This window comes from Lentibacter sp. XHP0401 (genome assembly GCF_025751535.1).
In the GTDB taxonomy this organism is placed as follows: domain Bacteria; phylum Pseudomonadota; class Alphaproteobacteria; order Rhodobacterales; family Rhodobacteraceae; genus Lentibacter.
On the sequence record NZ_JAOWLC010000006.1, the window covers coordinates 158,222 to 183,338 of the forward strand.

The window sequence follows — 25,117 nt, forward strand, 5'->3', positions numbered from 1 at the left end:
AAGCCCGCCGTAAAACCTGAAAAGGGCAGGAATTTGTCCCTTGCTCCCAGTTGAGGTGAAAATGAGCCGAATTTCTCTAAATACTTCGTCAGATGACGCAAATGTGTCTGCCACAGACCCCGACTGGAGCCGTGAAACCGTGCAGTGTTTCTGGGATCCTGGCCGCAAGCTCTTACGGGCCATCCGCCGCTATCAGGCACTCAAGGCGCGCGGTGGTCTCTTCGCGCGTATGGCGGCGAAATACTGGGTGCTCAATCATGGCTTCTGGTCACTCGTCACACAAAGCGAAATTCACCTCACAACCAAAATAGGCGGCGGGCTCCGTCTTACACACCCCACAGGGGTCATCATCCACCCCGAAGCAGAGATCGGCCCCAACTGCATGATCTTTCATCAGGTCACACTGGCCGGCCCTGTCAAGCTCGGTGGCCATGTGGATGTCGGCGCAGGCGCCAAGCTCATCGCGCCGCTCGCCGTGGGCGACCATGTGGTGATCGGTGCCAACGCCGTGGTGACAAAAGATGTCCCGCCAAACGTCACGGTCGCAGGAATTCCCGCCAGGATCATCTAACCGGCCCACTTGTCTTTTTCTTGCTACAAATATCCTGAGGGGTGCGGGGGGCAAAGCCCGCCGACCGGTCGGATTTGCGAAGCAAATTCGAAGCCTGTAAAGCTCATACAAAATCAAAGCGTCTCAAGTTTTCCTCAGCCAGAACAGCCCGATAAAGCGCCTCGGCATGTGCCCCTTTTTGTGCCCATGTGAACGCACTCTCGGCATAGGCTTGGCCGCGCGCCGCACAGTCTTCCATATGCTCAGGCGCGCTCACACAGCGCTCAAGTGCAGCCGTGAAAGCCGCTACCATCTCGTCAATCGGGGCAATCGGCACCGCATCACCACGCCCTTGTGCTGCCAGAGCGCCCGGCGCGCCATAGTCGGCCACAAGACAGTGCATCCCGCAGGCCATTGCTTCGATCACAACGCCAGCGCCAAGCTCGCGAATGGACGGAAAAATAAATCCATCGCAAGCACGCATCATATCGGCAACCTCAGATTGGGATTTGCGGCCCTCAAGGGTTACGCAACCCTCAAGGCCAAACTCCTCAATCACCGCGCGCATACGGTCTTCTTCGGGGCCACTGCCGAGAATATGCAGGTGATGCTCCTGCAAAGCCTGAGAAGCGGCAAAAGCGCGGATCGGAAGTTCGGGCAGCTTGTAAGGCACAAGGCGGCCCGCATAGAGAAAATGCCGCTTGCCGTCCTGCCCACGCCAGCCTGCAGGTCTTGCGCCTTTGGCATGGAAAATCTTCGGGTCAAACCCGATCTCGGGAACCATGACAATCCGCGCCTCCTCAACGCGGGTGAGATCGGCGCGGGTGTGATCAAAGGCAGTTAGAACAGCGGCCGCACGATCATAAGTGGAGCGGGCGAACGGCAGAAACTTGTAAAACCTGCGCAACCCGCGCAGCTTTTCTTTTTCGCGCGCCTGCTCGGCCAGAAAAGCCTTTGGCCAGTCCAGATTACCGTTGAGCGGCCCGATGAGAAACGGGATCTTGAGCTTGTGCGCAATATAGCTTGGCAGGGTTGGCGACATCGGTGTGATGCGATGAACAATATCAAAGCCACCCGCCTTGAGTGTGCCCTGAAAATGTTTCCAGACCTCGCGCTCGAAGGCCAGATACGGCAGGTAATTCATCATCATAGAAGTAGACCAGGCCACCTCTTCTCCCCCGCGCAGCCAGCGGGCGAGCTTGAACATGGGGGCCGCGATATACTCGGTATCAAGATAGATGACATTAAGGCCATGTGCGGCCTTCTCGATGTTTTCGCGATTGCGCACATGGGTCGCGATGGTCACATCGCAATGCTGCGCAATCTCGCGGGCGTATTTATACCCCACGATAGGCAGCGAGGGCCACTCGGGGTTGCACTCGTCTGCGAGGATCAGAACCTTGAGCCGCTCAATCATACTCACATCACCGTTTTAATTTTTTTCTTCGGGGTCCGCACATTTGGCATGTAGTGCTCGGTATAGCCCAAAAGCGCGCCCCCCAGCATCCATGTGAGGGGTGTTATCGTTGCATTGGGCAACAAATCAAACAGGTTGAACCCCAGTATCAACGCAAGCGCACCCAAATAGGGTGAGGTTCGGGTTTCTTTTGTCAGCACGAAACTGCGCGCAAAAAGCACAAACAAAGGCCAGCTAAACAGAAGAAACTCCGCCAGATAGCCGACCCAACCAAACACCCCGATAGTGATAATCCATCGCCCGTCAGTGACCGTCAGCATTACACCTGTAACAGGATCAAGGATGTGGTTGCGCCCCCAACTGCCCCAGCCGAACACCGGCTTGAGATAGGCCCGGTCCAGAAGAACACGCTCGTTGTCAAAGCGGAACTTGAGCGAACCCGAGCGGTCTTCATCAAATTCTGTGATTTTCTCGATGATCTGCTTTTCTGGAATCCACTCCAGCCCTTTCATGACCGGATAGGTGACTGCCAGAAGCGCCAGAAAGGCCGCAAGGCGAAACTGCCACAAGCGCCCCATGAAGAGCAGCATCGGCACAAGCACCCCTGCATAAGCGATTGAGGCAACCGATTTACAGGCGATCATGATGAAACCGAAATAAACACTGATACAGCCATACCAGAGCTTTGTTTTACCCTTCGAATGGCGGAAGAGCGCGACCGCGCAGCCCAGCATCATCATCGCAAACAAGGCAACCCAAAGACCGTGATAAAGAAAGACGATGGGACGGAAGCCGCCAAAGCGGACAAGTTGATCAAAACTATGTTGGTAATAGCCCCATATCCACAGGTTGAGTTGCGGGCTGAGGCGTATCTCGATCAGCATGAGCACCGAATAAACCATCCCCAACGCCACGAAGGCAACGAGAATATCGCGCTGGTCTTTCTCGCTGCGCAAGAAGCTATAGGCCATAATGAACGGCATCAGGATCATACATTGCTGCACCATGAGAGCAATGGCCTCGACAATCCGCAGCCCTGGCAAGCCGACCACGCCGAAGAAGACCGGTTCGTCATTGGTGAGCACAGTGGCTAGCGGGGTCATTACAAAGAGTATCATCAACCCCTTGGCCACATTGGAGCGTGGCAAATAAGCCATATCCTTGCCATACATGAAAAAACAGAAGGCAAAGGCGGCTAGCGCTGGAATGGAATCTTTGGTGAGGGGGGGCATGGCCGGAAAGTCAAACAGCGCAGGCGGAGGCGGCAAGAACAGGTAGGCCGAAAGCAGCGACCACAGCACGGCCCGCCCCACTGGCAGCTTGCGGAACAAGACCAGAGAGAACAGTGGCCAGCTTGCCAGCGCAAGTAAGGCGAGTGCGTTTGGCATCTTCTTTAAGTGTTCCTGCTAGGCCCCAACCCAAGTTTTACCTTTATTAACAACGAAACACACATTTGTCGCTTATTTCTTCTCATTTGCCCTATTTTCGCCGACAATGGATCGCAATCTTGGCTACTGGTTCGCCTACCGGATCAATCTGTAGAACGACAGGACAGTTTTATGAAAATCGCATATCTATGCGACATCAGCCCGGAGCATACACAGCCCTATTCGGGCGGGAATGCCCGAATCTATCAGGCTCTGAGAGAGCATGTGGGAGAGGTTGATATTCTTCCGCAGTCATGGGGCGCAGCAGAGCCGGTGCGCCGTGCAATCTATGCTCTGCCTGACGGAACCAACCTGCGTTTGCGCTGGCGGCTGCATCTTCTGCTCTCGCGCATCATTGCACGCTCGGTTACGCGCGCATTGAATGCCAGACAATATGATGTGGTTTTCGGGGCTTACTCGTTTCAGTCCATGGCGCGCCTCAAAACACCCTACCCCATGCTCAAGGCCTTCACGGCGGATGCAAGCTTTACTGTCTACAAGCGCTCGGAAATCGGCGAGAGCTTTGGCTCGTCCTGGACTGCGCGCAAGCTGATCGATCCTCTGACATTTCGCGAAGAACGCAAGATTTATCGCAACCTCGATCTTGCGCTTTGGCCTTCCGAGTGGCTCAAAGAAGAAGCCGACCAGATGTATGGATTGAGTGACGAGCAGAGTGTTATCGTGCCTTGGGGTGCTAATATTGACACCCCGATAGCCGAAGCGAAGCCTTTGCCTCTGTCAAAGGGCGCTCCGGTTTATTTGCTTGTCGTCGGGCGAGACTGGTTTGCCAAAGGCGGCCCGGATGCCTACCGCACGATGCAGACACTGCGCGACCGCGGCGTCGATGCGCGCCTCACCGTGATTGGCACGCAGCCTCCTGCCGAGCATATGAGCGAGCATGTCACGGTGCACCGTTCATTGAACAAAGCCATACCAAAAGAGCGCGATATTTTTGAAGCGGCCTTTCGCAACTCACATTTTCTGGTGCAGCCTAGCTTTGAAAGCTGGGGCTTTGCTTTTTGCGAGGCAGCGGCCTATTCGCTGCCATCGCTTTGTCTCTCTGTCGGTGGAGTGCCGGTGCAAGACGGTGTTACAGGACATGACTTGCCGCAAGGCGCCGGTTCAGCCGAGTTCAGCGCGATTATTCAGGGCTATCTTGAAGCGCCAGAAAGCTACGCAGCATTGAGACGCTCGTCACGGATGGACTTTGAGGAGCGCTTAAACTGGGACACTTGGGGCAAAACCGTGCATGACCTGTTTGAGGCCCGCTTGTCGGTCTAGCCATACTGGCTGCTTAGTAGCCCGTGCCGCTGACAACAACGCGCAATGTGCCGAGGATCACTTTTACATCCGTACCGAACGACAGATCTTTATAGTAGGCTGTGTCATACTCGGCCCGCTGCGGAAAGCTTGTCTCGTTGCGTTCGGAAATCTGCCAGTAGCCCGTGATGCCAGGGCGCATTTCATAGTAGGCGCGGCCCGGATAAATACTCTCCTGCCCAACCATCATCGGCCGTGGCCCCACAATCGACATATGCCCCAAGAGCACGTTGAGCAGCTGTGGCAACTCGTCAAGCGAGGATTTGCGCAGAATTTTCCCGAATAACGTGATGCGCGGATCAGATTTGAGCTTCTGGGTTTCCTCCCATTCGGCGCGTGCCTCGGGATTGCGCGCCAGATAGGCATCAAGAATTTGGTCGGCATCGGCCACCATAGTGCGCAGCTTGACCATGCGGAAAAGCCGGCCATTTTTGCCAATGCGCTTTTGGGTGTAGATCGGTGCGCGCCCGTCAAGCGCGATGAGGCCCATCAGCGGCAGCAGGATCAGCAAAGCTGGAACAAGCGAAACGATCACCAACACCAAGTCAAGCGCGCGCTTGCCGTGCCCGCGATACAGCCCCGCCGAGCGCGGCACAGAAGTAGACTCGAGCAATTTGCGCAGCTCGGCCATATCCAATCGGCTTGAAACACGTTCATTCATCGCTTCACCCGTGTGAGCTGCCCAAAACAGGCAGGCCTCACTCACTAAATTTTGCTACCGGATTTACCGCGCATCTGGCGCATCAGAGACAATACTCTGAAAGGGCGCCATGCCGCATGGTTCTCATAACTTTTTCACCGGCGCGGGCTTGGCAGCTTTGCCCACGTCAAAAGCTAGAACTGTGCGCGCTGTCCCCTAGCGCTCTCCGTGATTTGCAGAACTAAAATTGCACATCGCCGGAACCCTTCCCTACGCCCCTTTGAGGCGCCGAGTCAATTCCCGATAAATTGTAGAAACCTCGAACATAACAGTTTTCAACCTACACAGCTTCAAATTCCGACACGACTTCAGGCAGGGTTTAACCAATGCGCGAAGCCTGCAAAAAAACGCGTCGCAACCTGCCGACTTTCGCGCATACTGGTTACACAACTGTGTTGCGACAAGAATGAAAATGCTAGAAAATCAAAAACAGTCTAAGGGGAATTCCGAGATAGCTGCGTCAGAAAGAACAGTTTACCACTCTGGCGCGCATTTATGACAATTTTTCATTCAGTTTCCCCGTATTTCACCACACTCCCCAGTCTCGGTGTTTCGGACAAAACCCAGAAAAACTGCCGCAAGAGTTCCGACTTCTCCTTGCCCAAATAGACCCTAGAATTACCCCTATCCTCCCGGCCTTCGCGCCGGTTTTGGAAAAGTCATTGTTTTGAATTTGGAAACGCTGTTTTTCTTAAGTGGGGCACCTGACCGAGCAAAACCGCCTCCCACAGGCAAGCACGTGATTTGATTCTAGCTTCCCGCTGTCTGCCCCTCTTCCAGCCAAAGCCACACCGAAGCCGCGCTCTGCGGCCCTGTAAGTCCAGTTGCAGGGCGCGGTTCATGCCAGCACGCGTCTTCAGGGAAACAAATCCGTTTACTTGCAACACCTTAGCAAACGCATTGCCCAAACCGCTCCGCCATTTCCCTTTGACGTGTGTGAAACGCTCGTCCATCGTGGCTCAAACAGGACCGCGGACAGGGATAAGGGACGAACGAGCCAATGGCCATTACATCCGAAAAAGCACCCGCGCGCCCTTCTCCCTATGTCTCTGACGAAATCCGCAAAACCACCTGTTATATGTGCGCCTGCCGCTGCGGCATCAATGTGCACATGCAGGACGGGAAAGTGAAATACATCGAGGGCAACAAGGATCACCCCGTCAACAAGGGCGTTCTCTGTGCCAAGGGCTCGGCGGGCATCATGCAGCATTACGCGCCATCCCGCCTCAAAGCGCCAATGAAGCGTGTGGGACCGCGTGGGTCCGGCAGGTTTGAAGAGGTCAGCTGGGACGAGGCCTACAGTTTGGCAGAAAGCTGGCTGCGGCCGATCCGCGAGCGCGCGCCGCATGAGCTTGCGTTTTTCACGGGGCGCGACCAGTCGCAGAGTTTTACATCGCTCTGGGCGCAGGCTTTTGGCACGCCCAACTACGCGGCGCACGGGGGGTTTTGCTCGGTCAACATGGCGGCGGCAGGTATCTACACAATGGGCGGCTCATTCTGGGAGTTTGGCCAGCCTGATTGGGACCGCACCAAGATGTTCATGATCTTCGGAGTTGCAGAGGACCATGACAGCAACCCCATCAAGATGGGTATTGGCAAGCTAAAGGCGCGTGGAGCGCGCATTGTGGGCGTGAACCCCGTGCGCTCGGGGTATAACGCTGTGGCAGATGACTGGGTCGGGATTACGCCGGGGACAGACGGGCTTTTCATCATGGCGATGATCCATGAACTGCTCAAAGCAGGCCAGATCGACCTTGATTACCTCACCCGCTACACCAACGCGGGCTTCCTTGTGAACTGTGCGGAAAGCGGGCCAAACAAGGGGCTTTTTCTGCGCTCCGAGAGTAGCAAGGCGCAAGTGGTCGACCGTGCCACAGGGAAGCTGGCAGACTATGATGCCAATGGAGTGAAGGCAAAGCTGACAGGGCACATCCGTATCGCCGGTGAGACATACCGCCCCGCATTCGAGCTTCTGGCCGAACAGTATATGAGCGAGGACTACGCACCCGAAACTGTTTCCGAGCGCTGCGGTATTCCAGCGAAGCGCATTAAAGCTCTGGCGGCAGACCTTGCGCGCGTGGCTTTCGAAGAAGAAATTGTGATCAACCGGCCTTGGACCGACTGGAAGGGCGAGAAGCACACCCAGATGATTGGCCGCCCTGTGTCCTTCCACGCGATGCGCGGTATTTCCGCGCATTCCAACGGTTTTCAGACCTGCCGTGCGCTGCATATTTTGCAAATCCTGCTTGGCTCTGTCGAAGTGCCAGGCGGCTTCCGCTTCAAGCCGCCCTACCCCAAGCCGCCCGAGGCACACCCCAAGCCGCATGCCGGTGATGTTCCCGGCCAGCCGCTGCCCGGGCCGCACCTTGGCTATCCGATGGGCCCCGAGCACCTTTTGATTGATGATGACGGCACCCCCCAGCGCATCGACAAGGCTTTCAGCTGGGAGAACCCGTTTAGCGCGCATGGCCTCATGCATATGGTCATCTCCAACGCTCACGCAGGTGTGCCTTACAAAATCGACACGCTGTTTATGTATATGGCCAATATGGCTTGGAATTCCTCGATGAACACCTCGGCGGTCATCGACATGCTGACAGACACGGATGAAAATGGTGATTATGTGATTCCCCATATCATCTATTCGGATGCTTATAGCTCCGAGACTGTGGCCTATGCCGACCTTATCTTGCCCGACACGACCTATCTTGAGCGCCACGACTGTATCTCGCTACTGGATCGTCCGATCAGCGAGGCCGATGCGGCGGCAGATGCGATCCGCTGGCCTGTGGTAGAACCTGACCGCGATGTGAAAAGCTTTCAATCTGCCCTCTGCGACCTTGGTGCGCGGCTTGGGTTGCCCGGCTTTGTGAAAGAAGACGGCAGCCAGAAATACGCGGATTATGCCGACTATATCGTCAGCCACGAGCGCCGCGCGGGTATTGGCCCGTTGGCGGGCTTTCGTGGAGCGGACGGGCAGAGCGAAGGCCGCGGGTCTCCGAACCCGAAACAGCTTGAGAAGTATATCGAAAACGGGGGGTTCTGGGCCACGCATCTGCCCGAGGAGGCGCAGTTTTACAAACCTTGGAACCAAGCCTATCAGGACTGGGCCGTGAAGATCGGCTTGTTTGATGCGCCCCAGCCCTATGTTTTTAACCTCTACCTTGAGCCGATGCGCAAAATGCAACTGGCCGCCGAGGGCTATGGCGAGCGCCAACCACCCGAGCATTTGCGCGCTCGCATGATCGAAACGATGACACCGTTGCCGGACTGGTATGCGCCTTTTGAGGAAACCCTCGTTTCTGAAGAGAAATACCCGCTGCACGCCCTCACCCAGCGCCCGATGCATATGTATCATTCATGGGGCAGTCAGAACGCCTGGCTGCGCCAGATCACTGGGGTGAACAAGATGTTTATTCCTGGTGCACTCTGGGAAGAGCACGGCTTTGAGGAAGGTGACTGGGCCTATATCACCTCGCCGCACGGGCGCATCAAGGCGCCTGTCGCGCGGATGGATGGTGTCAATGGCAAAACCATCTGGACATGGAACGCCATCGGCAAAAAGCGCGGCGCTTGGGCGCTCTCTGAAGATGCGCAGGAGGCCACAGAAGGCTTCTTGATGAACCATTTGATCAACGAGCTTCTGCCGCCCAAGGGTGATGGGCTTCGCTGGGCCAACTCCGACCCCGTCACGGGCCAAGCCGCATGGTTTGATTTGCGTGTACGGATCGAGAAAACGTCCAAGGGTGGGCCTTCGGAGCCTGCCTTGAAGGCGCAGGAAAGCCCCGTCGGCAAAGGGCCGAAGAACGTAAGCTACGGGGAGGAGTTTTGATGAGGGAGCATACTGTAACAGGCGGCGGCGGGCTCAAGCTCCATGTCACCGACCAAGGCCCCGAAAATGCGCCTGCGCTCCTGCTTATCCACGGCTGGGCGCAGCATTCTGTCGCTTGGGCAGCACAAGCCCCTCTGACCGAGCGCTTTCGCGTTGTGGCACTTGACCTGCGAGGACATGGCAGCTCTGACGCGCCTCAGGATGTGTCCGCCTACACAGAGACACAGCTCTGGGGCGATGACATCCACGCCGTGATCACCGAGCTTGGCCTCAAGAGCACTGTGCTTGTGGGCTGGTCCTATGGCGCACGGGTGATTGCCTCTTATATCGCAACGCATGGACAAGACGCGATTGCGGGTGTTGTCCTTGTGGGCGGAGTGATCGCAATTGGCGAGGCGCGTGAACCCTGGATGATGGGGGCGGGCAGCCCTGCGCTCAACAAAGACCTATACACCTCCAATCAGGCTCGCTTGCTCGCAGCGACTGCCCAGTTTGTCGATCAGTGCACCTATGCCCCTCTGCCGCGCGAAACCTATGGCGTGCTTGTGGGCGCGAATATGTTCGTAAGCCCCTTGGTGCGCCGCGCGCTTTTTGCGGGCACGCTTGATTGCCGACCTGTTTGGAAAGGTTTCACCAGACCTGCACTCGTGATTCACGGGACGAATGATGCAATCGTTGAACCTCTCGTTGGCCAAACAGCAGCTGAAACGCTTTCAGGTGGCACGCTTTCTCTCTGGCCTGAAACAGGCCATGCGCCCTTCGCCGAGCACCCCGAGCGCTTCAACGAGGAACTGGCAACCTTTGCAACCCAAGCGATTGAGGAGAGCGCATGACCACTCTGCCGCAAAGCACCGAAAAAAAGCTTGGCCTTGTCATTGATCTTGACACCTGCGTCGGCTGCCATGCCTGCGTGGTGTCTTGTAAGGAATGGAACACCTCCAACTATGGCGCGCCGCTCTCCGATATCGACGCTTACGGAGCCGAGCCGCACGGAACCTTTCTCAACCGTGTCCACAGCTTTGAAGCACAACCTGAAAGCGGCTGCTCGCAAACCGTGCATTTCCCCAAGTCCTGCCTGCATTGCGAGGACGCGCCCTGCGTGACGGTTTGCCCGACAGGTGCGAGCTACAAGCGCGAGGAAGACGGGATCGTGCTGGTCAACGAAGATGATTGCATGGGCTGCGGCCTTTGCGCATGGGCTTGCCCATATGGCGCTCGCGAGCTTGACGAAATTTTCGGGGTGATGAAGAAATGCACCCTTTGTGTAGACCGGATTTATAACGAGAACATCCCCGAGGAAGACCGTATTCCCTCCTGCGTGCGCACCTGCCCCTCGAATGCACGCCACTTTGGCGATTTGAGCAACCCCGAGAGCAATGTGTCAAAGCTGGTTGCTGCACGCGGCGGGATGGACCTGATGCCGGAGCTTGGAACCAAACCTGTGAACAAGTACCTGCCACCGCGCCTGAAGGATCAGCCCTCTGACGCCGCGCTTGAGCCGCAACACAATGACGCCAAAGGCCTCTTTGCCTGGCTTGATAAAGCGCTGGAGAATATCTGATGCATCCAGCGCCCTCTGTTATTGCCTTCACAACGCTTTCAGGCCTCGGTTTCGGACTTCTGGCATTTCTGGGCATAGGCCTGCCTCCTGTGACAGGCTGGGTGGCTTTTGTTTTTTTCTTTCTCGGGTATGCGCTCGCCGTAGGTGGGCTTTTGGCCTCGGTCGCGCATCTGGCGAACCCGAAGAACGCTATTAAGGCTTTCAGCCAGTGGCGCTCAAGTTGGCTGTCGCGAGAAGGCATTGTTGCAGTCTTCGCACTCTTGGTCATGACTGTTTTTGCCATTGCGCTTATCTTCTTCGGAGTCCGTCTTCGGCTTGTCGGCCTGATTGGCGCGCTCTTATGCCTTGGAACCGTTTTCACCACGTCGATGATCTACACACAGCTCAAAACCGTGCCGCGCTGGAATATGTGGACAACCCCACCTGTCTTTATTCTCCACGCTCTGGGCGGTGGGGCCTTGCTTGCAGGCCAGCCGCGCTTGGCAGCAGTCCTCCTTGCGAGCCTTGGCGCACTCATGGTCTGGGCCTGGATTGTGGGCGATGAAAAAGGCCGTGCCGGATCAACGATGGAAACAGCAACGGGCCTCGGGCACATCGGCAAGGTGCGCTTGCTGGAACCTCCCCATTCGGGCGAGAACTATCTCTTGAAGGAAATGGCCTATCAAGTGGGGCGTAAGCACGCGTTCAAGCTAAGGCTGATCGCCTTTGGCCTTGGCATTGTTCTACCCGTATTGCTCATGCTCTTACTGCCTGTAACACACACCACGGCGCTGGTTGCGATCCTCGCACATCTTGTTGGTATTTTCGCTGGCCGCTGGCTCTTTTTTGCCGAGGCCGAGCATGTGCAGGCTCTTTACTACGGCAGATAACCGACCGCACGGTTGACTTTTGACATGGCGCGAGACAGGTTCATCTGAACTTGGCCAATAGGAGCGCCCCCATGTCTGTTGTTACCACTCAAATGCACGGCGATATCGCCGTCGTCACAATCGACAACCCGCCTGTAAACGCCGCCTCCCAGGCCGTGCGCCAAGGGCTGATGAATGCCCTCATGGCCACTGAGAAATCCAAACCCGCCGCTGTAGTGCTTACCTGTGCAGGGCGGACGTTTGTGGCGGGTGCTGACATCCGCGAGTTTGACAAACCTTTCCTTGAGCCCGGCCTCCCCGAGCTTTTGAACGCAATTGAATCGGCCACGCGACCATGGATTGCGGCCATTCACGGCACAGCACTTGGCGGCGGTTGCGAACTTGCTCTGGCCTGCTCGCACCGTATCGGTGCGGCAACGGCCAAGATCGGCCTGCCCGAAGTCAACCTCGGCCTCATCCCCGGCGCTGGCGGAACCGTACGCCTGCCCCGTTTGATTGACCCAATCGACGCGGCGCGCCTTGCCATAACGGGCAAACCGATTGGAGCGCGCGAAGCCACCAAGCTTGGCCTCTTTGATGCCATCGCAGAGGGTGATCTATTGGAAGCCGCTGTTGAACTTGCAAAAGATGCGGCCGACAAACCCATGCGCGCACCTCTTCTCACCCGCGCAGCACCCGAAGTAGACCAAGCCACTTGGGATGCGGCCATTTCCAAGCTTACCGCAAAAGCACGTGGGCAAAACTCACCGCATGAAGCCGCTGCCGCTGTGCGCGATGCGCTTGATCATGACGGGCCCGCAGCCCTCAAGCTTGAGCGCGAGCGCTTTATGCGCCTCAAAGGCTCACCGCAATCGGCTGCTCTGCGCTATATATTCTTTGCCGAGCGCACTGTTGGGAAGTCTCCCCGCACCAAGGGCGTTGCTCCCCGCCCGCTCGCGCAGATCGGCATTATCGGTGGCGGTACCATGGGCGCAGGGATCGCCGCAGCAGCGCTTCTGTCTGGCCTCAAAGTCCAGATGATCGAGCGTAACCAAGACGCAGCCAATGCGGGGGCCGCACGCGTGGAAGGGATTCTCGGTGGCTCGCTTAAACGTGGGTTGATCACTGAAGCCAAGCACGATGCCCTTCACGCCAATTTCGAGGCCGCCAGTGACTATGCGGAACTCGGCGAGGCCGATCTTGTGATAGAGGCTGTTTTTGAGGACATGGATGTAAAAAAAGAGGTCTTTGCCGCGCTTGAGGCTGCCTGCAAGCCTGAAGCTGTGCTGGCCACCAACACGTCTTATCTTGATATAAACGAGATCGCCGCCAGCGTGAAAGACCCCTCACGCGTGGTCGGACTACACTTCTTCTCGCCTGCCCATATCATGAAGCTTCTGGAGATTGTTGTGCCTGAAGCCCTAGCAGATGATGTGCTTGCTACGGCAATCCAGTTTGCTAAAATAGTGCGCAAACTGCCTGTTCTCGCAGGTGTCTGCGACGGTTTTATCGCCAATCGCATCATGTCTTCCTACCGGCGTGAGGCTGATTATCTGCTGGAAGACGGTGCCCTACCGTATGAAGTGGATGCAGCCATGCGCAACTTCGGGATGCCTATGGGGATTTTCGAGATGCAAGACCTTGCAGGGCTCGATATTGGCTGGGCCGCCCGCAAACGCCGTGCGGCTACGCGCCCCGCAAGCGAGCGCTATGTCGACATCCCTGATCGCATCTGCAAGCAAGGTAACTTTGGCCGGAAAACGGGCCGTGGCTGGTATCTTTATGACGATGGAAAGCCAACGCGTGACCCCGAGGTCGAGGCCTTGATCATATCAGAGTCGGCACGCAAAGGCATCACACGTAAGAAATTCACAGAAGAAGAGCTTATGGCCCGTATTCTTGGCTGTATGCAGAACGAAGGCGCGGCGATCTTGTCTGAAGGAATTGCCGCCAGCAGAGAAGACATTGACGTGACCATGGTCAACGCTTTCGGCTTCCCGCGCTGGAAAGGCGGCCCGATGTTTATGAAGGGCGCCTAGGCGCTAAAAGAATGCACATAAACTTTACCTCGGCAAACCTGGCGAGGTAAAGCCGCCTCGCGACTGCGCTCGCATAACTGATAAGCGTTAGACACATTTTTCAGGATGTTGTTGAACGCATCTCGTCACAAGTCAAGAAACGGCACTTTAGAATGGGGCGTCTCATATAGCCCCCAGATCTCGGTCACAGGCCTGCGCACATCCGCTTGGCCACCAATTGCTCTTTCAAGGTATTTTGATTGGCCGTTTGGCGACCACCACGCTAACAATGCAGGCAATTTGGCAGATCACGAGATAAGTCGTGCATTTTTCGACAGAATTTCTGTAGCCTTGCGTTTGAGTTTTTAACCATTGCTTGAATGAAAGAAACACATGATTTTGAGCACGCGAACCGGTTACAGTTGTCTCAAAGGTTTCTTGAAAGCAATAGCCCCACACGTAGCTGGTGCGTTTGTCATCTAAACAGTGAACCACGGCCCATATGGGTGAATAGAACTCTGGAGTTACAAAGACTTTGAAAAATTTTATTGTTGTAATTGTTTCTTTAGGCGTTCTGGCTGGCGCATATGTCTTCGCGTTTGGGATACCGGATCAGATCTCCCAAGTCTTGGGTGCGCCTGCACCTGAAGAAACAAGCGCGCAAAACGGAGGGCAAGCAGGCCCCACGAGGCCAAGGCAGGCTACAACCGTTGTTCTGTCCACTTTGGAAGAGCGCACTTACAACCTCGTTCTTCGCTCGGTGGGCAGTGCCGTTTCATTGCGCCGTGCCGAAGTGGTGACAACAGAGGCCGGTGAAGTCGTCGAAGCGGCACTTCGTGCAAACGCACTGGTGAACCGAGGAGAAGTGATCGTGCGTCTCGATGACAGAACCCAACGCCTTTCACTTGAAATCGCGCAGGCCGAACGGGATCAGGCTCAGGCCACTGTGACCCGGTTCGAGGGGTTGCAAAAAAATGGCAGTTCTGTTGTCACAAACGTGGCACTTGCTGAAGCACAAGTCGCGCTGCGCCTTGCACAGGCCAATGTCGGATTAGCCGAGGTTGCACTGGATAAACGGGCAATTATTGCTCCGTTTACCGGACGTCTCGGACTGAGCGATGTCAATATAGGGGATCAGCTGACATCAGGCCAAACCATTGTGACGCTTGATGATTCCACTACGCTGCTCGCCGAATTCGAAGTGCCGGAACGCTCCATTGGCCTTCTGGCCGTAGGCAAACCGGTGTTTGTAGCAACCCCGACCTTTGCTGGCCGCGTTTTTGAGGGCAAGGTTTCGGCCTTTGACAGCCGCCTCGACAGTGTTACCCGCAGTGCGACCGTGCAGGCAGAAATTGACAATTCAGACGGATTGCTAGTTTCCGGTATGACATTCATTGTCCGTATGTCCGAAGTCACCGATCCTTTGCCTGTTGTGCCATCAACTGCAATTATATGGGATCGCTCGGGCGCAGGAATTTGGGTCTCGGAAGAAGGGCGGGTAACTCGTGTGCCAGTCACTATCCGCTATCGCGACGGGGATCAGGTCTGGATCGAAATAGATGCGCCCATCGGAGCGCAATTCGTCTCGGAAGGCGCATCAAAGTTACGCGATGGGGCTGTCGTGACAGGCGCCCAAATAGGCAAGGTTCAGAGCTGATGAGCATCGAGAAGATGGCGCGTAAAGCTGGTTTTGCCGACACATTCGTTGCGCGTCCGATCCTTGGTATTGTTCTCAACCTTCTGATCATCATCGCGGGTCTGGCTGCGTTGACAAGCGTCGACATCCGGGAAATGCCCGATGTCGACCGACCTGTTCTTTCCGTACGCACCACCTATGAAGGTGCGGTGCCGAGCACTGTAGATACAGAGGTGACCCAAGTCCTTGAGGATGCATTGAGCGCACTGGAGGGAATGTCCAATATCGAATCCACCTCGTCTACCGGAGCAAGCCGGATCACGATTGATCTATCCGATGGCACTGACGTTAATATTGCCGCCAACGAAGCACGCGAGATTGTGTCCGGAACATTGCGGAATTTACCTGACGACATAGACGATCCTGTCGTCACCAAAAGCGACAGCAACTCAGACGCAATCATCCGCCTTGCCCTCTTGGGAGACGCAAGCTTTGACGAGCTCACACAGCTTGCGGAAGGCATTGTTTACGAAAGAATGTCCCTCGTCGACGGGATCGCCGAAGTCACAGTGCGCGGCAATCGTGCGAACGAGTTTCGCGTTTCACTCAATATGCCGTCTCTACTCGGCCGTGGTTTGACGATCTTTGATGTCTCCAGTGCATTGGCACACCTTCGTGACGACACTGCGCTTGGTTCGCTTGAAAGCGAATCCCAAACACTCGCTTTACGTGTTGGCAACAAAGAAGTGACCGTCGCTTCCATCAACCAACTCCCAATCAACGACACAACGCAAGTCGCCGATGTGGCCTTTGTTCAATTGCTCCCCGAGGAAGCGAGCGTCTACGCCCGCGTAAATGGAGAAACGGCCGTCGGCCTTGATATCACTCGCCAATCAGTTGGCAACACACTCGAAATCTCGCGCGATGTTGCTGTTGCAGTTGAAGAACTGCGCCCGCAGCTGCCTGAAGGCGTGCGACTGATCATCACCACCAATGACGGTGTCTTCATCGAGGGCTCCATCAACGAGGTCGTCAAATCCATTCTCATGGCCACGGTCATCGTTGTTGCTGTGATCTTTCTTTTCCTGCGCTCTGCCCGTGCAACACTGATCCCCGCGATCACTATTCCTGTGGCCTTGATCGGCACAGTTGCGGCAATCTGGATAACAGGGTTTTCCGTGAACACCATCAGTCTGCTGGCACTTGTGCTGGCCACCGGTATGGTTGTTGATGACGCGATTGTTGTGATCGAGAATATCGTGCGCAAGCGCAAGGCCGGGCTTGGAGCTTATGCAGCCGCAGCAGCCGGCGCCAACGAGGTGTTCTTTGCCGTTATTTCAACAACGGCAACACTGGCTGCTGTCTTCATTCCGATTTCGTTTCTTCCGGGGCAAGCGGGCGGCGTGTTTTCCGAATTCGGCTTTGTTCTGGCCTTTTCAGTGACGCTCTCGTCTTTCACCGCGCTGACCCTTACGCCTGTTCTGGCCGCCTTGCTCGACCCAGGCAAAACCCAACCCAATGCAAAAGATGCCCCTCGTGGCCGCTTGTCCCGTAGTTTTGATGCGGTGATGGATTTTGCCATTCGCACCCCCCTGCTCGTGCTGGCTGTAGCGATGGGGTTTGTTATCATTTCAATAGGTGCAGCTATAACACTGCCCTCAACTGTGACGCCTGAAGAAGACCGTGGTTTCTTCATCGTATTCGCGCGCGGATCGTCCGACACAACAATCGACTATCTCGATACGCAGGTTGTCCAGATAGAAGACATCCTCGCGCCCTATCAAGAAACCGGCCAAGTCGAAGTTGTGCAGAGCATCATCGGCGTGCGTGGTGGCACAATTGCATTCATCATCGTGCGCCTGCCCGACTGGGCCGAGCGCGACTTCACCCAACAGGAACTGATCGGGCAGATCAGCGGCAAACTTTCCTCTGTTCCCGGCGTGCAAGTTAGCGCGCGTTCCACCAACAGCCTCAACATTCGTGGCGGAGGCAGTGGCCTTGGTTTTGCTATCACAGGTAAAAACCTCGATGAGATGACTGCCGCCGCCAACGCTTTGGTCGGGGCCATGTCTCAAGACGACACCTTTCTAAATCCGCAACTGTCCAACAATGCAGTCAACGCGCAGCTGGAAGTAACAGTAGATGATGCCGCAGCCGGTGACATGGGCTTGAACACCGCAGCCGTATCAAGCCTTGTGCGCGCTCTCGTACAGGGCGATGTCGCGGTCAGCGTCTTTTCAGACGACACGGAAATCGATGTTAACGTGGTGCCCGGTGGACCGCCGATTGACGACCCCTCTGATATCGCCTCCATGTCAATCCGTCTGGACAATGGCGCATACGTGCCCCTGTCTGCTGTCGCGAGCCTTCAAATGGTTGTCAGTGAAGCACAGATCGAACGCTATAACGGCTCTCTCGCTGTATCTTTGCGCGCCAACCTGGGCGAAGGTATCGATTTGTCGACCTCGATGAAACGTCTTTTGGAAATCTCTGAAGAGGTTTTACCCGATGGCATGGGCATTATCTTCACCGGCGAAGCCGCCACGCTCGATGACACGGCCACAGGCATGTACATGGTGTTCGGCGTCGCCCTCGTCGTGGTGCTTTTGGTTCTTGCCGCGCAATTTGAAAGCTTTGCCAGTGCTGTCGTCATCATGTTGACAGTGCCCTTCGGCCTCGCCGCCGCATTGCTGGCGATTTCTCTTACAGGCGGATCTTTGAACTACTACAGCCAGATCGGCCTTGTTATGCTGATCGGGGTCATGTCGAAAAATGGTATCCTGATCGTCGAATTTGCAAACCAGTTGCGCGAGGCAGGTCAGGATATCGACAGCGCCATCCGCAATTCTCTGCGCCTCCGTATCCGTCCCGTGATGATGACCATGGTCTCTACCGTTTTCGGCGGTCTGCCCTTGATTATGACCTCAGGTGCGGGCGCGGAAGCTCGTATTTGTGTGGGCTGGGTGATCGTCGGCGGACTTGGCTTTGCGACTGTGTTCACGTTGTTTCTCACCCCTATCTTCTATCGTTGGATCGCTGTTTGGGGTGCAACACCGGGGGCTGCATCCAAACGACTTCAAGCAGAATCGGGCGGGATCACTGGCACGCCATAGGCGCGCGTTTTTTAGCACGCTTAAACACAGCGTCTGTTGTGGATTGTGGGGATTGCTAGCTTTATCGGCGGTTGCGCAACGGCGCGAAACAGACGGTTGATGCGATCCGCCGCATTGACGAAAGCATGCGCCTGTTCGATATTTTTTGACAGGCAAAAGGGGCCGAACTGGGCAAGCCAGTCCACGCATTCCGGAAAACAGGAGCGGATATGAAATTTGCATGTGTGACATCGCCGATACGAGGCGAAACCGACAGGGTGCTTACCGAAATTGCCAACCAGTTGCAGGCGCAAGGTGTATCGCTTGCAGGCATTGTGAAGGACTTGGACCATGCCAGCGCCTTTAATAACGGCTGCGACATGAAAGTGCGTGTTCTGCCTGACGGGCCGGTGATCAAGATCACGCAGGATCTTGGCGCAGGGTCTGATGCCTGTCGACTTGACCCCGGAGCTATCGCTCAAGCTGTTGCCAGTGTCGAGAATGGCGCGCTGCAGAACGCCGACCTTTTTATCCTCAATAAATTTGGCCCCGAAGAAGCTGCAGGGCGCGGGTTCTGTAGTGCGATCGGAGCCGCGATAGAGCATGGCATTCCTGTGCTTGTCGGCGTGGGTGAGCCCAGCAAAGCGGCCTTTGACAGCTTTACTGGTGGCTTGGCCACGGCAGTTGCGCCACAGCCTGATGACATACTTGCATGGCTGCACAGTGATACGCCCTAACCCGCGCCTTTGGGCAAGCGCGGTTTTGATCCGGGAACTAGTAGCAGAAAGAGCTTTCCGAAGAGCTGGTTCTTTTGCTCAGGGCAGCCAGAGCAAAGGGGCGCGACAAGTCGTTAGGGAATTACGCGACTGTGAAGACAGCATAGCAAAATCAGGCATCTCGTTCTACCCTCAGGATCATATCGGCCACATTTTCCGCAATCATCATGGTTGGCGCGTTGGTGTTTCCTGCGACGATCGTTGGCATGATTGATGCGTCGACAACCCGAAGCCCGTCTACTCCGCGCACCCTCGCCCGCGGATCAACCACTGATCCATCATCTGATCCCATGCGACAGCTTCCTACGGGGTGATAAATCGTCTCCGCCCTCGCCCTGATATCGGCAATCAGGGCGGCGTCTGACTGAACTCTGCACCCCGGTGCCACTTCGGCCTTGATCAATGTCGCAAGCGCAGGTGCAGCCATGACACGGCGCGCCAATTTTAAGCCCTTAAGCAACACTCCTATATCGTCGGGGTGGCTCAGGTAATTTGCCTCGATCATGGCTGGTGCAAACGGGTCGCGACTGCCCAGCCGGATACGCCCCCGGCTTTTGGGCAAAAGATCACAAACATGCAATGTCACGCCATACCCCCAAGATGTTTTGCGCCCGTGATCACGCAGATAGGCGGGCAGGAAGTGAAACTGCAGGTTTGGCCGCGTTTGCAAGGGGTCGGATTTAACAAAGCCGCCAGCTTCAGCCACATTAGAGGTCAACTCGCCTGTGTTTTTCGTTGCAAAACGCCATGCGGCCTTGATGGCACGGGGCAAGTAACTCGGTGCAATACCAATCGGGCTTCTACCTTTGGCGGCCGACATCACCGAGATGTCCAGATGGTCAGCTAGATTTTCACCCACTTCCGGCGCATTGTGCAAAAGTGGAATGTCATGACGCGCCAGTTCGGAGGCTGGGCCAATTCCTGATAGCATAAGAAGCTGAGGCGAATTTACGGCACCTCCCGACAAGATCACCTCACCCTTTGGCTTTAACCATAAATTACGACCGCGCAATGATACGCCAACAGCACGACGCTCCTCAAATATTACCCGTTCGGCCTGTGCGCCCGTCTCAATGGTTAGGTTGGCGCGGTGTCGCACCGGATCAAGAAATGCGCGCACGGCGCTACAGCGCTTTCCGCCCCGTTGCGTGACTTGGTATAAGCCGACCCCCTCTTGGCCTTCACCATTGAAATCAGGATTGATCGGAAACTGGCACTCGACACCAGCCTGAACAAAAGCATGACTCATCGGATTCACATCACGCAGATTGCTGACTGCCAACGGCCCATCGGTGTTGTGATATTCATCCGAGAGTGCGGTGTTGCCCTCCATTCGCAGAAACAATTCGCGCGCACGCTTCCAGCCCCACTGCGGGCCAGCCGCTTTTGCCCAGCCTTCATAGTCGTCGGGATGCCCCCGTGCGTAGATCATCGCATTGATCGAGCTGGAGCCGCCCAGCGTCTTGCCCCTTGGCCAATACAGACGTCGACCATCCAGCGCCGCTTCTGGGGCGGTATCATACCCCCAATTGATCTTTTTATTTCGCGCAAGAACGGCCAGACCAAGTGGAATGTGAATCAATGGATTGCGATCAAGGCCGCCCGCTTCGATAAGACAGACCTGTGTCGTCGGATTGGTCGAAAGACGGTTGGCAAGAACGCAGCCAGCAGACCCGGCACCGACGATGATGTAATCAAACATATCTTATCCCAAAAAGCGTTTGATGAGGCCAATAAGCCGCTTAGCCCGGCCAGTGTAGGGCGGAAAGACCAGTGGTAGAGCAGAAAAGTGGTTTGAAAGAATTGCGCGTTCGTGGCTGAAAGCACGAAAGCCATAGTGCCCATGCGCCGCCCCAATTCCCGAAGTGTTCACCCCGCCAAACGGCAAGCCAGTATGAGTGAATTGCGCCACGGTCAAATTAACGCCAACACTACCTGAACTGGTATTCGCAATAATCTTGTCAGTCAGCATCCGTGACTTACAAAAAACATAAAGTGCGAGAGGTTTGGGCTTCGCATTCATCTGGCCTAACACGTCATCAATATCATCGTATGATATGATCGGCAGGATCGGTCCAAATATCTCTTCGTCACTTATATCCATTTCAGGGGTTATCGCCTCAATAAGCGTAGGCTCCATACACGTGCCTGTTACCTGGCCCTTCAATGTGATTTGCGCGCCCTTACCAATGGCATCTTTCAACAAGTCCGCAAGCCGCTTTGCGTGCTGCTCATTCACAATACGCGCAAGGTGTGGACTGTTTATGCCCGTATTATAAGACCGCGCAATCTGCTCACGCAGCACAGTCAGGAATTCTCCCTTAACGGAGCGATGCACAAAAACATGATCCGGAGCGATACAGGTCTGGCCCGCGTTCGCAAATTTTCCAAACGCAATCCATTTTGCCGCATTTTTGAGGTCGGCGTCAGGGCCGATGATGGTCGGAGATTTGCCTCCCAACTCAAGCGTGACAGAAGACAGCGTTTTTGCGGCCGCCGACATGACGATTTTGCCAACTGCAGGACTGCCCGTGAAAAAGATATGATCGAAGGGGAGCGCCAGCAAAGCCTGAGAAGCCTCCACACCGCCTTCAACCACTGCCACCAGATCAGGCGGGAATACACTATGGACCAAACGCGCAATCACCGCAGACGTGGCCGGCGTCATTTCGGAGGGTTTAATGATCGCGCTGTTACCCGCAGCAAGAGCCGAGACCAATGGACCAAGAGCCAGGCTAAACGGATAATTCCACGGCGCGATGATCAGACAGACCCCACGCGCTTCGGACCGAACACGTGCAGACGTGCCCAGCGTGGCAAGTGTCGGGGCCACACGGCGCGGACGCATCCAACGCCTCAAATTGCGTGAAGCATGTCTTATTTCCTGCATCACGGGCAGTATCTCGGTCAGGATAACCTCGGCTTCGGGCTTGCCAAAATCTGCAGATATTGCCGCAATCAGAGCTAGTTCGTTTTGGCGGACGGCTAATGCAAGGCGTGCAAGTGCAGCGCGGCGCTCGACAAGCCCGAAACTCTGACGGCGTGTTAAAACACCCTCACTCTGGGCCGCAAAAGCCGCAGCCGTAATTTCGTTCATGTTCCCCATCATTTCGTGCTTTCTGTATTGCTATGATTGCTAAACAGCAATGATCCAAAGCCAATGGCAAAACGCCGATCCCATACACACTACAAACGGCAGCCCAAATGATGACCTCCATCAGGCCAATTTAAAAGTGAAAAGCCGCGGAAACACCCCAGAAGTTCTGCACGAAGATCATCCAAGACGGTAAGCGCACCACTCGCAAATACAGTTCATCCAAAGAGAAAACACGCTTCCAACTAAAACAGTGTTTCTTGCATGTCGCAGATTTTCTCCGGTCAATATCTCTGCTATTTTTTTGCTCATGAGCATCATATTGATTACTACTTTTATAGCCTCACTCTTTTTGATTATCGGAGCTGCCGAGCCTTTGGCCGCACGGCTGCGGCTTCCCTACAGCGTAATCTTGGCTGTTCTTGGAATGCTCATCGGCGCTGGAGCGATTTTCTTTCTGCGCACCGAGTTGACAGATGCACTGAACCCTGTTGCCGAGGCAATTCTCGCCTTGCCGATCCGTTCAAACGTTTTCCTCTATGTATTTCTGCCAACACTGTTATTTCAGGCAACTCTGGGAATGAATCTGCGGCGAATGCTCGACGATTGGGTTCCCATTCTGGTACTCGCTGTCGTGGCGGTGGTCGTCGCGACTTTGAGTGTAGGCTATGCACTGTCTTGGACCAGCACATTGCCGCTTGCCGCCTGCTTGCTGATCGGGGCCATTGTATCAACCACAGACCCTTCTGCAGTGGTTTCGATTTTCCGCTCCATTTCTGCACCACGTAGGCTGGCGCGTATCATCGAAGGTGAAAGCCTGCTGAACGATGCCGCCGCCATCGCACTTTTCGGGTTGTTTATGGGATTTGTGATGCTTGGCATCCCAGACCCGACGTTGACGGATGCGTTGAGACAGTTTCCGCTATTGATCGGCGGAGGGGCCATTGTCGGCTGGCTTGCGGCGCGGCTTTCAGTCTGGGCCATGTCAATTTTTGTACAATACGAACGCGCGCAAATTTCTGTTTCTGTTGCGCTTCCCTATCTTGTCTACATCGGCGCTGAACAGATTATCGGCGCGTCTGGCGTTATTGCTGTCGTCACGGCCGGAATAACCATGAATCTTGCGGGGCCCCGTCGCTTATCACCGCAAACCTGGACAAACATCAGTGAGGTTTGGGGCCTACTGGCACATTGGGCAGGAGCGTTGATCTTTATTCTAGCCGCGCTTCTCATACCGAGGCTCTTGGAAGAAGTCCGCGCAGAGGATTTTGTGCTGGTCAGTGTCGTAATTTGCGCCGCTGTGCTCGCCCGAGCCGCCATCCTGTTCGGATTGCTACCATTGCTGACGTTGCTGCATCTGTCTCCTGCCGTTGAGCGGCCTTATCGCGTTGCAATTCTATGGGGAGGCTTGCGAGGGGCCGTAACTCTTGCGCTGGCTCTGGCCGTTACTGAAAGCATCCGCGTTCCGTTAGAAATCAAACGCGTGGTAGGGATTTTCGCAACAGGGTTCACACTCTTTACGCTGATTGTGCAGGGAACGACATTGAGAACCGTCATCAAATGGCTCGGGCTTGACCGGCTGTCACCGATTGACGAAGCCCTGTCACGTCAGGTTGTCGCCGTGGCCCTCCAGACCGTTCGAGAGGATGTCGAACAAACCACCGAAAACTATGAACTCAATCGCGACATTGTTCGCTCCGAGGCTAAAAATTTCGGTGAGCGATTGAACGAAACAGTCCAGGCCGCAGAAGACGGTGCGGAAATCCTTGATCGGGACCGGATTACCTTGGGATTGATTGCTCTGGCGGGCCATGAGCGCGACACTGTCCTCGTCAGGATGCGAGAGCGGACAATTTCACAACGGATGGCGGAACAGGTCTTGTCCGACGCGGACCGGTTGATTGAAGGCGCGCGATCAAACGGGCGAAATGGATACCAACGTGCAGCGCGACGAAGTGTTTCATATGGTCGAGGCTTTAAGATTGGTGTGGCTTTGCAACGGCGTTTACGCTTGTCGGGCCCCCTGGCCCGCATGACCGCTGACCGCTTTGAACTTTTACTGGTACAGCGGCTCATTTTACGCGACCTGGACGCGTTTATTGATAGACGAATCCGGCGTATTCATGGGCGTCGAGTTGCGGAGCTTTTGCACGAGTTACTGGCGCGGAGGGTGGAAAACATGGAGACCGCCTTGGAAGGTCTGCGGTTGCAGTATCCCGGATACGCGGAAAAACTTGAACGCCGCTTCATCCGGCGCACAGCGCTACGCCTTGAAGAGCGAGAATATTCCATTATGCGCGAAGATGGATTGATTGGCGCGGAGGTTTATACCTCCTTGATGCAAGGCCTGAATGCGCAACGAGCCGCAACAGAGAAGCGCCCTAAACTTGACATCGCAATTCAGCGCTTGGAACTCATTCAGCGTTTTCCACTCTTTGTGGGGATAGAAGATCCTGCGCTCAAACAGTTGGGGCGCTCACTCAAGACTGTTTACGTCAATTCTGGAGAGCTGATCATCGGTAAGGATGACCCTGCAGAAAGTGTTTACTTTATTGCTTCGGGTGCGGTCGAACTCGAGAGCGCCGGTCAAACGTGGCGGCGAGGCGGCGGTGAGATGTTCGGGCAGATAGCAATCTTGTCGAAAAAAGCGGTTCGCACACAAGTGCGGGCAATCGCTCCTTCAACTTTGCTCGTGCTTGACGCCGAACGCTTCCGCCGCCTCCTCGCCCGTCGCCCTGCGATACAGAAAGCCATTCGCACCAGTGCAAAAGAGCGCGGCATTGACCCTGACGCACTCATGGCCAAAGAACAAACCGCGCTCTAGTGGCATCGGACACGAAGCCACT

16 protein-coding genes are annotated in these 25,117 nt (G+C 55.5%); 11 read left to right on the forward strand and 5 right to left on the reverse strand.

The window, feature by feature from the left end; genetic code table 11:
• The first annotated feature begins 61 nt into the window (after positions 1–61).
• The gene (locus tag OE750_RS09820) at positions 62–571 is read left to right on the forward strand and encodes a serine O-acetyltransferase (protein ID WP_263763998.1); all 510 of its coding nucleotides are present in this window, start codon (positions 62–64) and stop codon (positions 569–571) included.
• A 103-nt stretch (positions 572–674) separates the two neighbouring features.
• Here the strand turns inward: OE750_RS09820 and OE750_RS09825 are convergent, their stop codons facing one another.
• A complete protein-coding gene (locus OE750_RS09825; RefSeq protein WP_263763999.1) occupies positions 675–1,967 on the reverse strand; it encodes a glycosyltransferase in 1,293 nt (430 codons plus the stop codon).
• A 2-nt stretch (positions 1,968–1,969) separates the two neighbouring features.
• The gene (locus OE750_RS09830) at positions 1,970–3,355 is read right to left on the reverse strand and encodes a hypothetical protein (RefSeq protein ID WP_263764000.1); all 1,386 of its coding nucleotides are present in this window, start codon (positions 3,353–3,355) and stop codon (positions 1,970–1,972) included.
• Positions 3,356–3,526: 171 nt separating this feature from the next.
• On the opposite strand from OE750_RS09830, the gene OE750_RS09835 reads away from it, so the two are divergent.
• The gene (locus OE750_RS09835) at positions 3,527–4,675 is read left to right on the forward strand and encodes a glycosyltransferase family 4 protein (RefSeq protein WP_263764001.1); all 1,149 of its coding nucleotides are present in this window, start codon (positions 3,527–3,529) and stop codon (positions 4,673–4,675) included.
• Positions 4,676–4,688: 13 nt separating this feature from the next.
• Here OE750_RS09835 and OE750_RS09840 read toward each other — a convergent pair whose 3' ends face one another.
• Entirely contained in the window at positions 4,689–5,375 is a 687-nt protein-coding gene (locus OE750_RS09840) for a sugar transferase (protein WP_263764002.1), read from the reverse strand.
• Between the two features lie 1,045 nt (positions 5,376–6,420).
• Between OE750_RS09840 and OE750_RS09845 the strand changes: the two genes are divergently transcribed.
• The 8 genes from OE750_RS09845 (at position 6,421) to OE750_RS09880 (ending at position 19,138) form a co-directional block, all read left to right on the forward strand.
• Positions 6,421–9,246, forward strand: coding sequence for a molybdopterin oxidoreductase family protein (locus tag OE750_RS09845; protein WP_412176220.1), 2,826 nt, complete (start codon positions 6,421–6,423; stop codon positions 9,244–9,246).
• On the forward strand, positions 9,246–10,079 hold the full coding sequence (locus OE750_RS09850) for an alpha/beta fold hydrolase (protein ID WP_263764004.1): 834 nt from the start codon (positions 9,246–9,248) through the stop codon (positions 10,077–10,079). The genes OE750_RS09845 and OE750_RS09850 overlap by 1 nt, the downstream gene beginning before the upstream one ends.
• Positions 10,076–10,807 (forward strand): 4Fe-4S dicluster domain-containing protein, encoded by a 732-nt coding sequence (locus OE750_RS09855; RefSeq protein WP_263764005.1) that lies wholly within the window; start codon positions 10,076–10,078, stop codon positions 10,805–10,807. Before OE750_RS09850 ends, OE750_RS09855 begins: the two co-directional genes overlap by 4 nt.
• The gene (locus OE750_RS09860; protein ID WP_263764006.1) at positions 10,807–11,676 is read left to right on the forward strand and encodes a dimethyl sulfoxide reductase anchor subunit family protein; all 870 of its coding nucleotides are present in this window, start codon (positions 10,807–10,809) and stop codon (positions 11,674–11,676) included. The genes OE750_RS09855 and OE750_RS09860 overlap by 1 nt, the downstream gene beginning before the upstream one ends.
• Positions 11,677–11,747: 71 nt before the next feature.
• Positions 11,748–13,694: a 3-hydroxyacyl-CoA dehydrogenase NAD-binding domain-containing protein gene (locus OE750_RS09865; RefSeq protein WP_263764007.1), complete on the forward strand. Its 1,947-nt coding sequence runs from the start codon at positions 11,748–11,750 to the stop codon at positions 13,692–13,694.
• A 514-nt stretch (positions 13,695–14,208) separates the two neighbouring features.
• Positions 14,209–15,330, forward strand: coding sequence for an efflux RND transporter periplasmic adaptor subunit (locus tag OE750_RS09870; RefSeq protein ID WP_263764008.1), 1,122 nt, complete (start codon positions 14,209–14,211; stop codon positions 15,328–15,330).
• On the forward strand, positions 15,330–18,422 hold the full coding sequence (locus OE750_RS09875; protein WP_263764009.1) for an efflux RND transporter permease subunit: 3,093 nt from the start codon (positions 15,330–15,332) through the stop codon (positions 18,420–18,422). The genes OE750_RS09870 and OE750_RS09875 overlap by 1 nt, the downstream gene beginning before the upstream one ends.
• A 209-nt stretch (positions 18,423–18,631) precedes the next feature.
• Entirely contained in the window at positions 18,632–19,138 is a 507-nt protein-coding gene (locus OE750_RS09880) for a DUF2478 domain-containing protein (protein WP_263764010.1), read from the forward strand.
• A 151-nt stretch (positions 19,139–19,289) separates the two neighbouring features.
• On the opposite strand, the gene OE750_RS09885 is transcribed toward OE750_RS09880, so the two are convergent.
• Together OE750_RS09885 and OE750_RS09890 are read right to left on the reverse strand one after the other, a co-directional pair.
• Positions 19,290–20,879, reverse strand: coding sequence for a GMC family oxidoreductase (locus OE750_RS09885; protein ID WP_263764011.1), 1,590 nt, complete (start codon positions 20,877–20,879; stop codon positions 19,290–19,292).
• A gap of 3 nt (positions 20,880–20,882) precedes the next feature.
• A complete protein-coding gene (locus OE750_RS09890) occupies positions 20,883–22,274 on the reverse strand; it encodes an aldehyde dehydrogenase family protein (RefSeq protein WP_263764012.1) in 1,392 nt (463 codons plus the stop codon).
• Between the two features lie 307 nt (positions 22,275–22,581).
• On the opposite strand from OE750_RS09890, the gene OE750_RS09895 reads away from it, so the two are divergent.
• A complete protein-coding gene (locus tag OE750_RS09895) occupies positions 22,582–25,095 on the forward strand; it encodes a cation:proton antiporter (RefSeq protein WP_263764013.1) in 2,514 nt (837 codons plus the stop codon).
• Positions 25,096–25,117 lie beyond the last annotated feature (22 nt).

Excerpts from the sequence above, each read along its gene's own strand:
- OE750_RS09830 (WP_263764000.1), bottom strand. The coding sequence starts at position 3,355 with ATGCCAAACGCACTCGCCTTACTTGCGCTGGCAAGCTGGCCACTGTTC.
- OE750_RS09875 (WP_263764009.1), top strand. The coding sequence starts at position 15,330 with ATGAGCATCGAGAAGATGGCGCGTAAAGCTGGTTTTGCCGACACATTC.
- OE750_RS09820 (WP_263763998.1), top strand. The coding sequence starts at position 62 with ATGAGCCGAATTTCTCTAAATACTTCGTCAGATGACGCAAATGTGTCT.
- OE750_RS09860 (WP_263764006.1), top strand. The coding sequence starts at position 10,807 with ATGCATCCAGCGCCCTCTGTTATTGCCTTCACAACGCTTTCAGGCCTC.
- OE750_RS09850 (WP_263764004.1), top strand. The coding sequence starts at position 9,246 with ATGAGGGAGCATACTGTAACAGGCGGCGGCGGGCTCAAGCTCCATGTC.
- OE750_RS09865 (WP_263764007.1), top strand. The coding sequence starts at position 11,748 with ATGTCTGTTGTTACCACTCAAATGCACGGCGATATCGCCGTCGTCACA.
- OE750_RS09825 (WP_263763999.1), bottom strand. The coding sequence starts at position 1,967 with ATGATTGAGCGGCTCAAGGTTCTGATCCTCGCAGACGAGTGCAACCCC.
- OE750_RS09880 (WP_263764010.1), top strand. The coding sequence starts at position 18,632 with ATGAAATTTGCATGTGTGACATCGCCGATACGAGGCGAAACCGACAGG.
- OE750_RS09885 (WP_263764011.1), bottom strand. The coding sequence starts at position 20,879 with ATGTTTGATTACATCATCGTCGGTGCCGGGTCTGCTGGCTGCGTTCTT.
- OE750_RS09895 (WP_263764013.1), top strand. The coding sequence starts at position 22,582 with ATGAGCATCATATTGATTACTACTTTTATAGCCTCACTCTTTTTGATT.
- OE750_RS09835 (WP_263764001.1), top strand. The coding sequence starts at position 3,527 with ATGAAAATCGCATATCTATGCGACATCAGCCCGGAGCATACACAGCCC.
- OE750_RS09840 (WP_263764002.1), bottom strand. The coding sequence starts at position 5,375 with ATGAATGAACGTGTTTCAAGCCGATTGGATATGGCCGAGCTGCGCAAA.
- OE750_RS09855 (WP_263764005.1), top strand. The coding sequence starts at position 10,076 with ATGACCACTCTGCCGCAAAGCACCGAAAAAAAGCTTGGCCTTGTCATT.
- OE750_RS09890 (WP_263764012.1), bottom strand. The coding sequence starts at position 22,274 with ATGAACGAAATTACGGCTGCGGCTTTTGCGGCCCAGAGTGAGGGTGTT.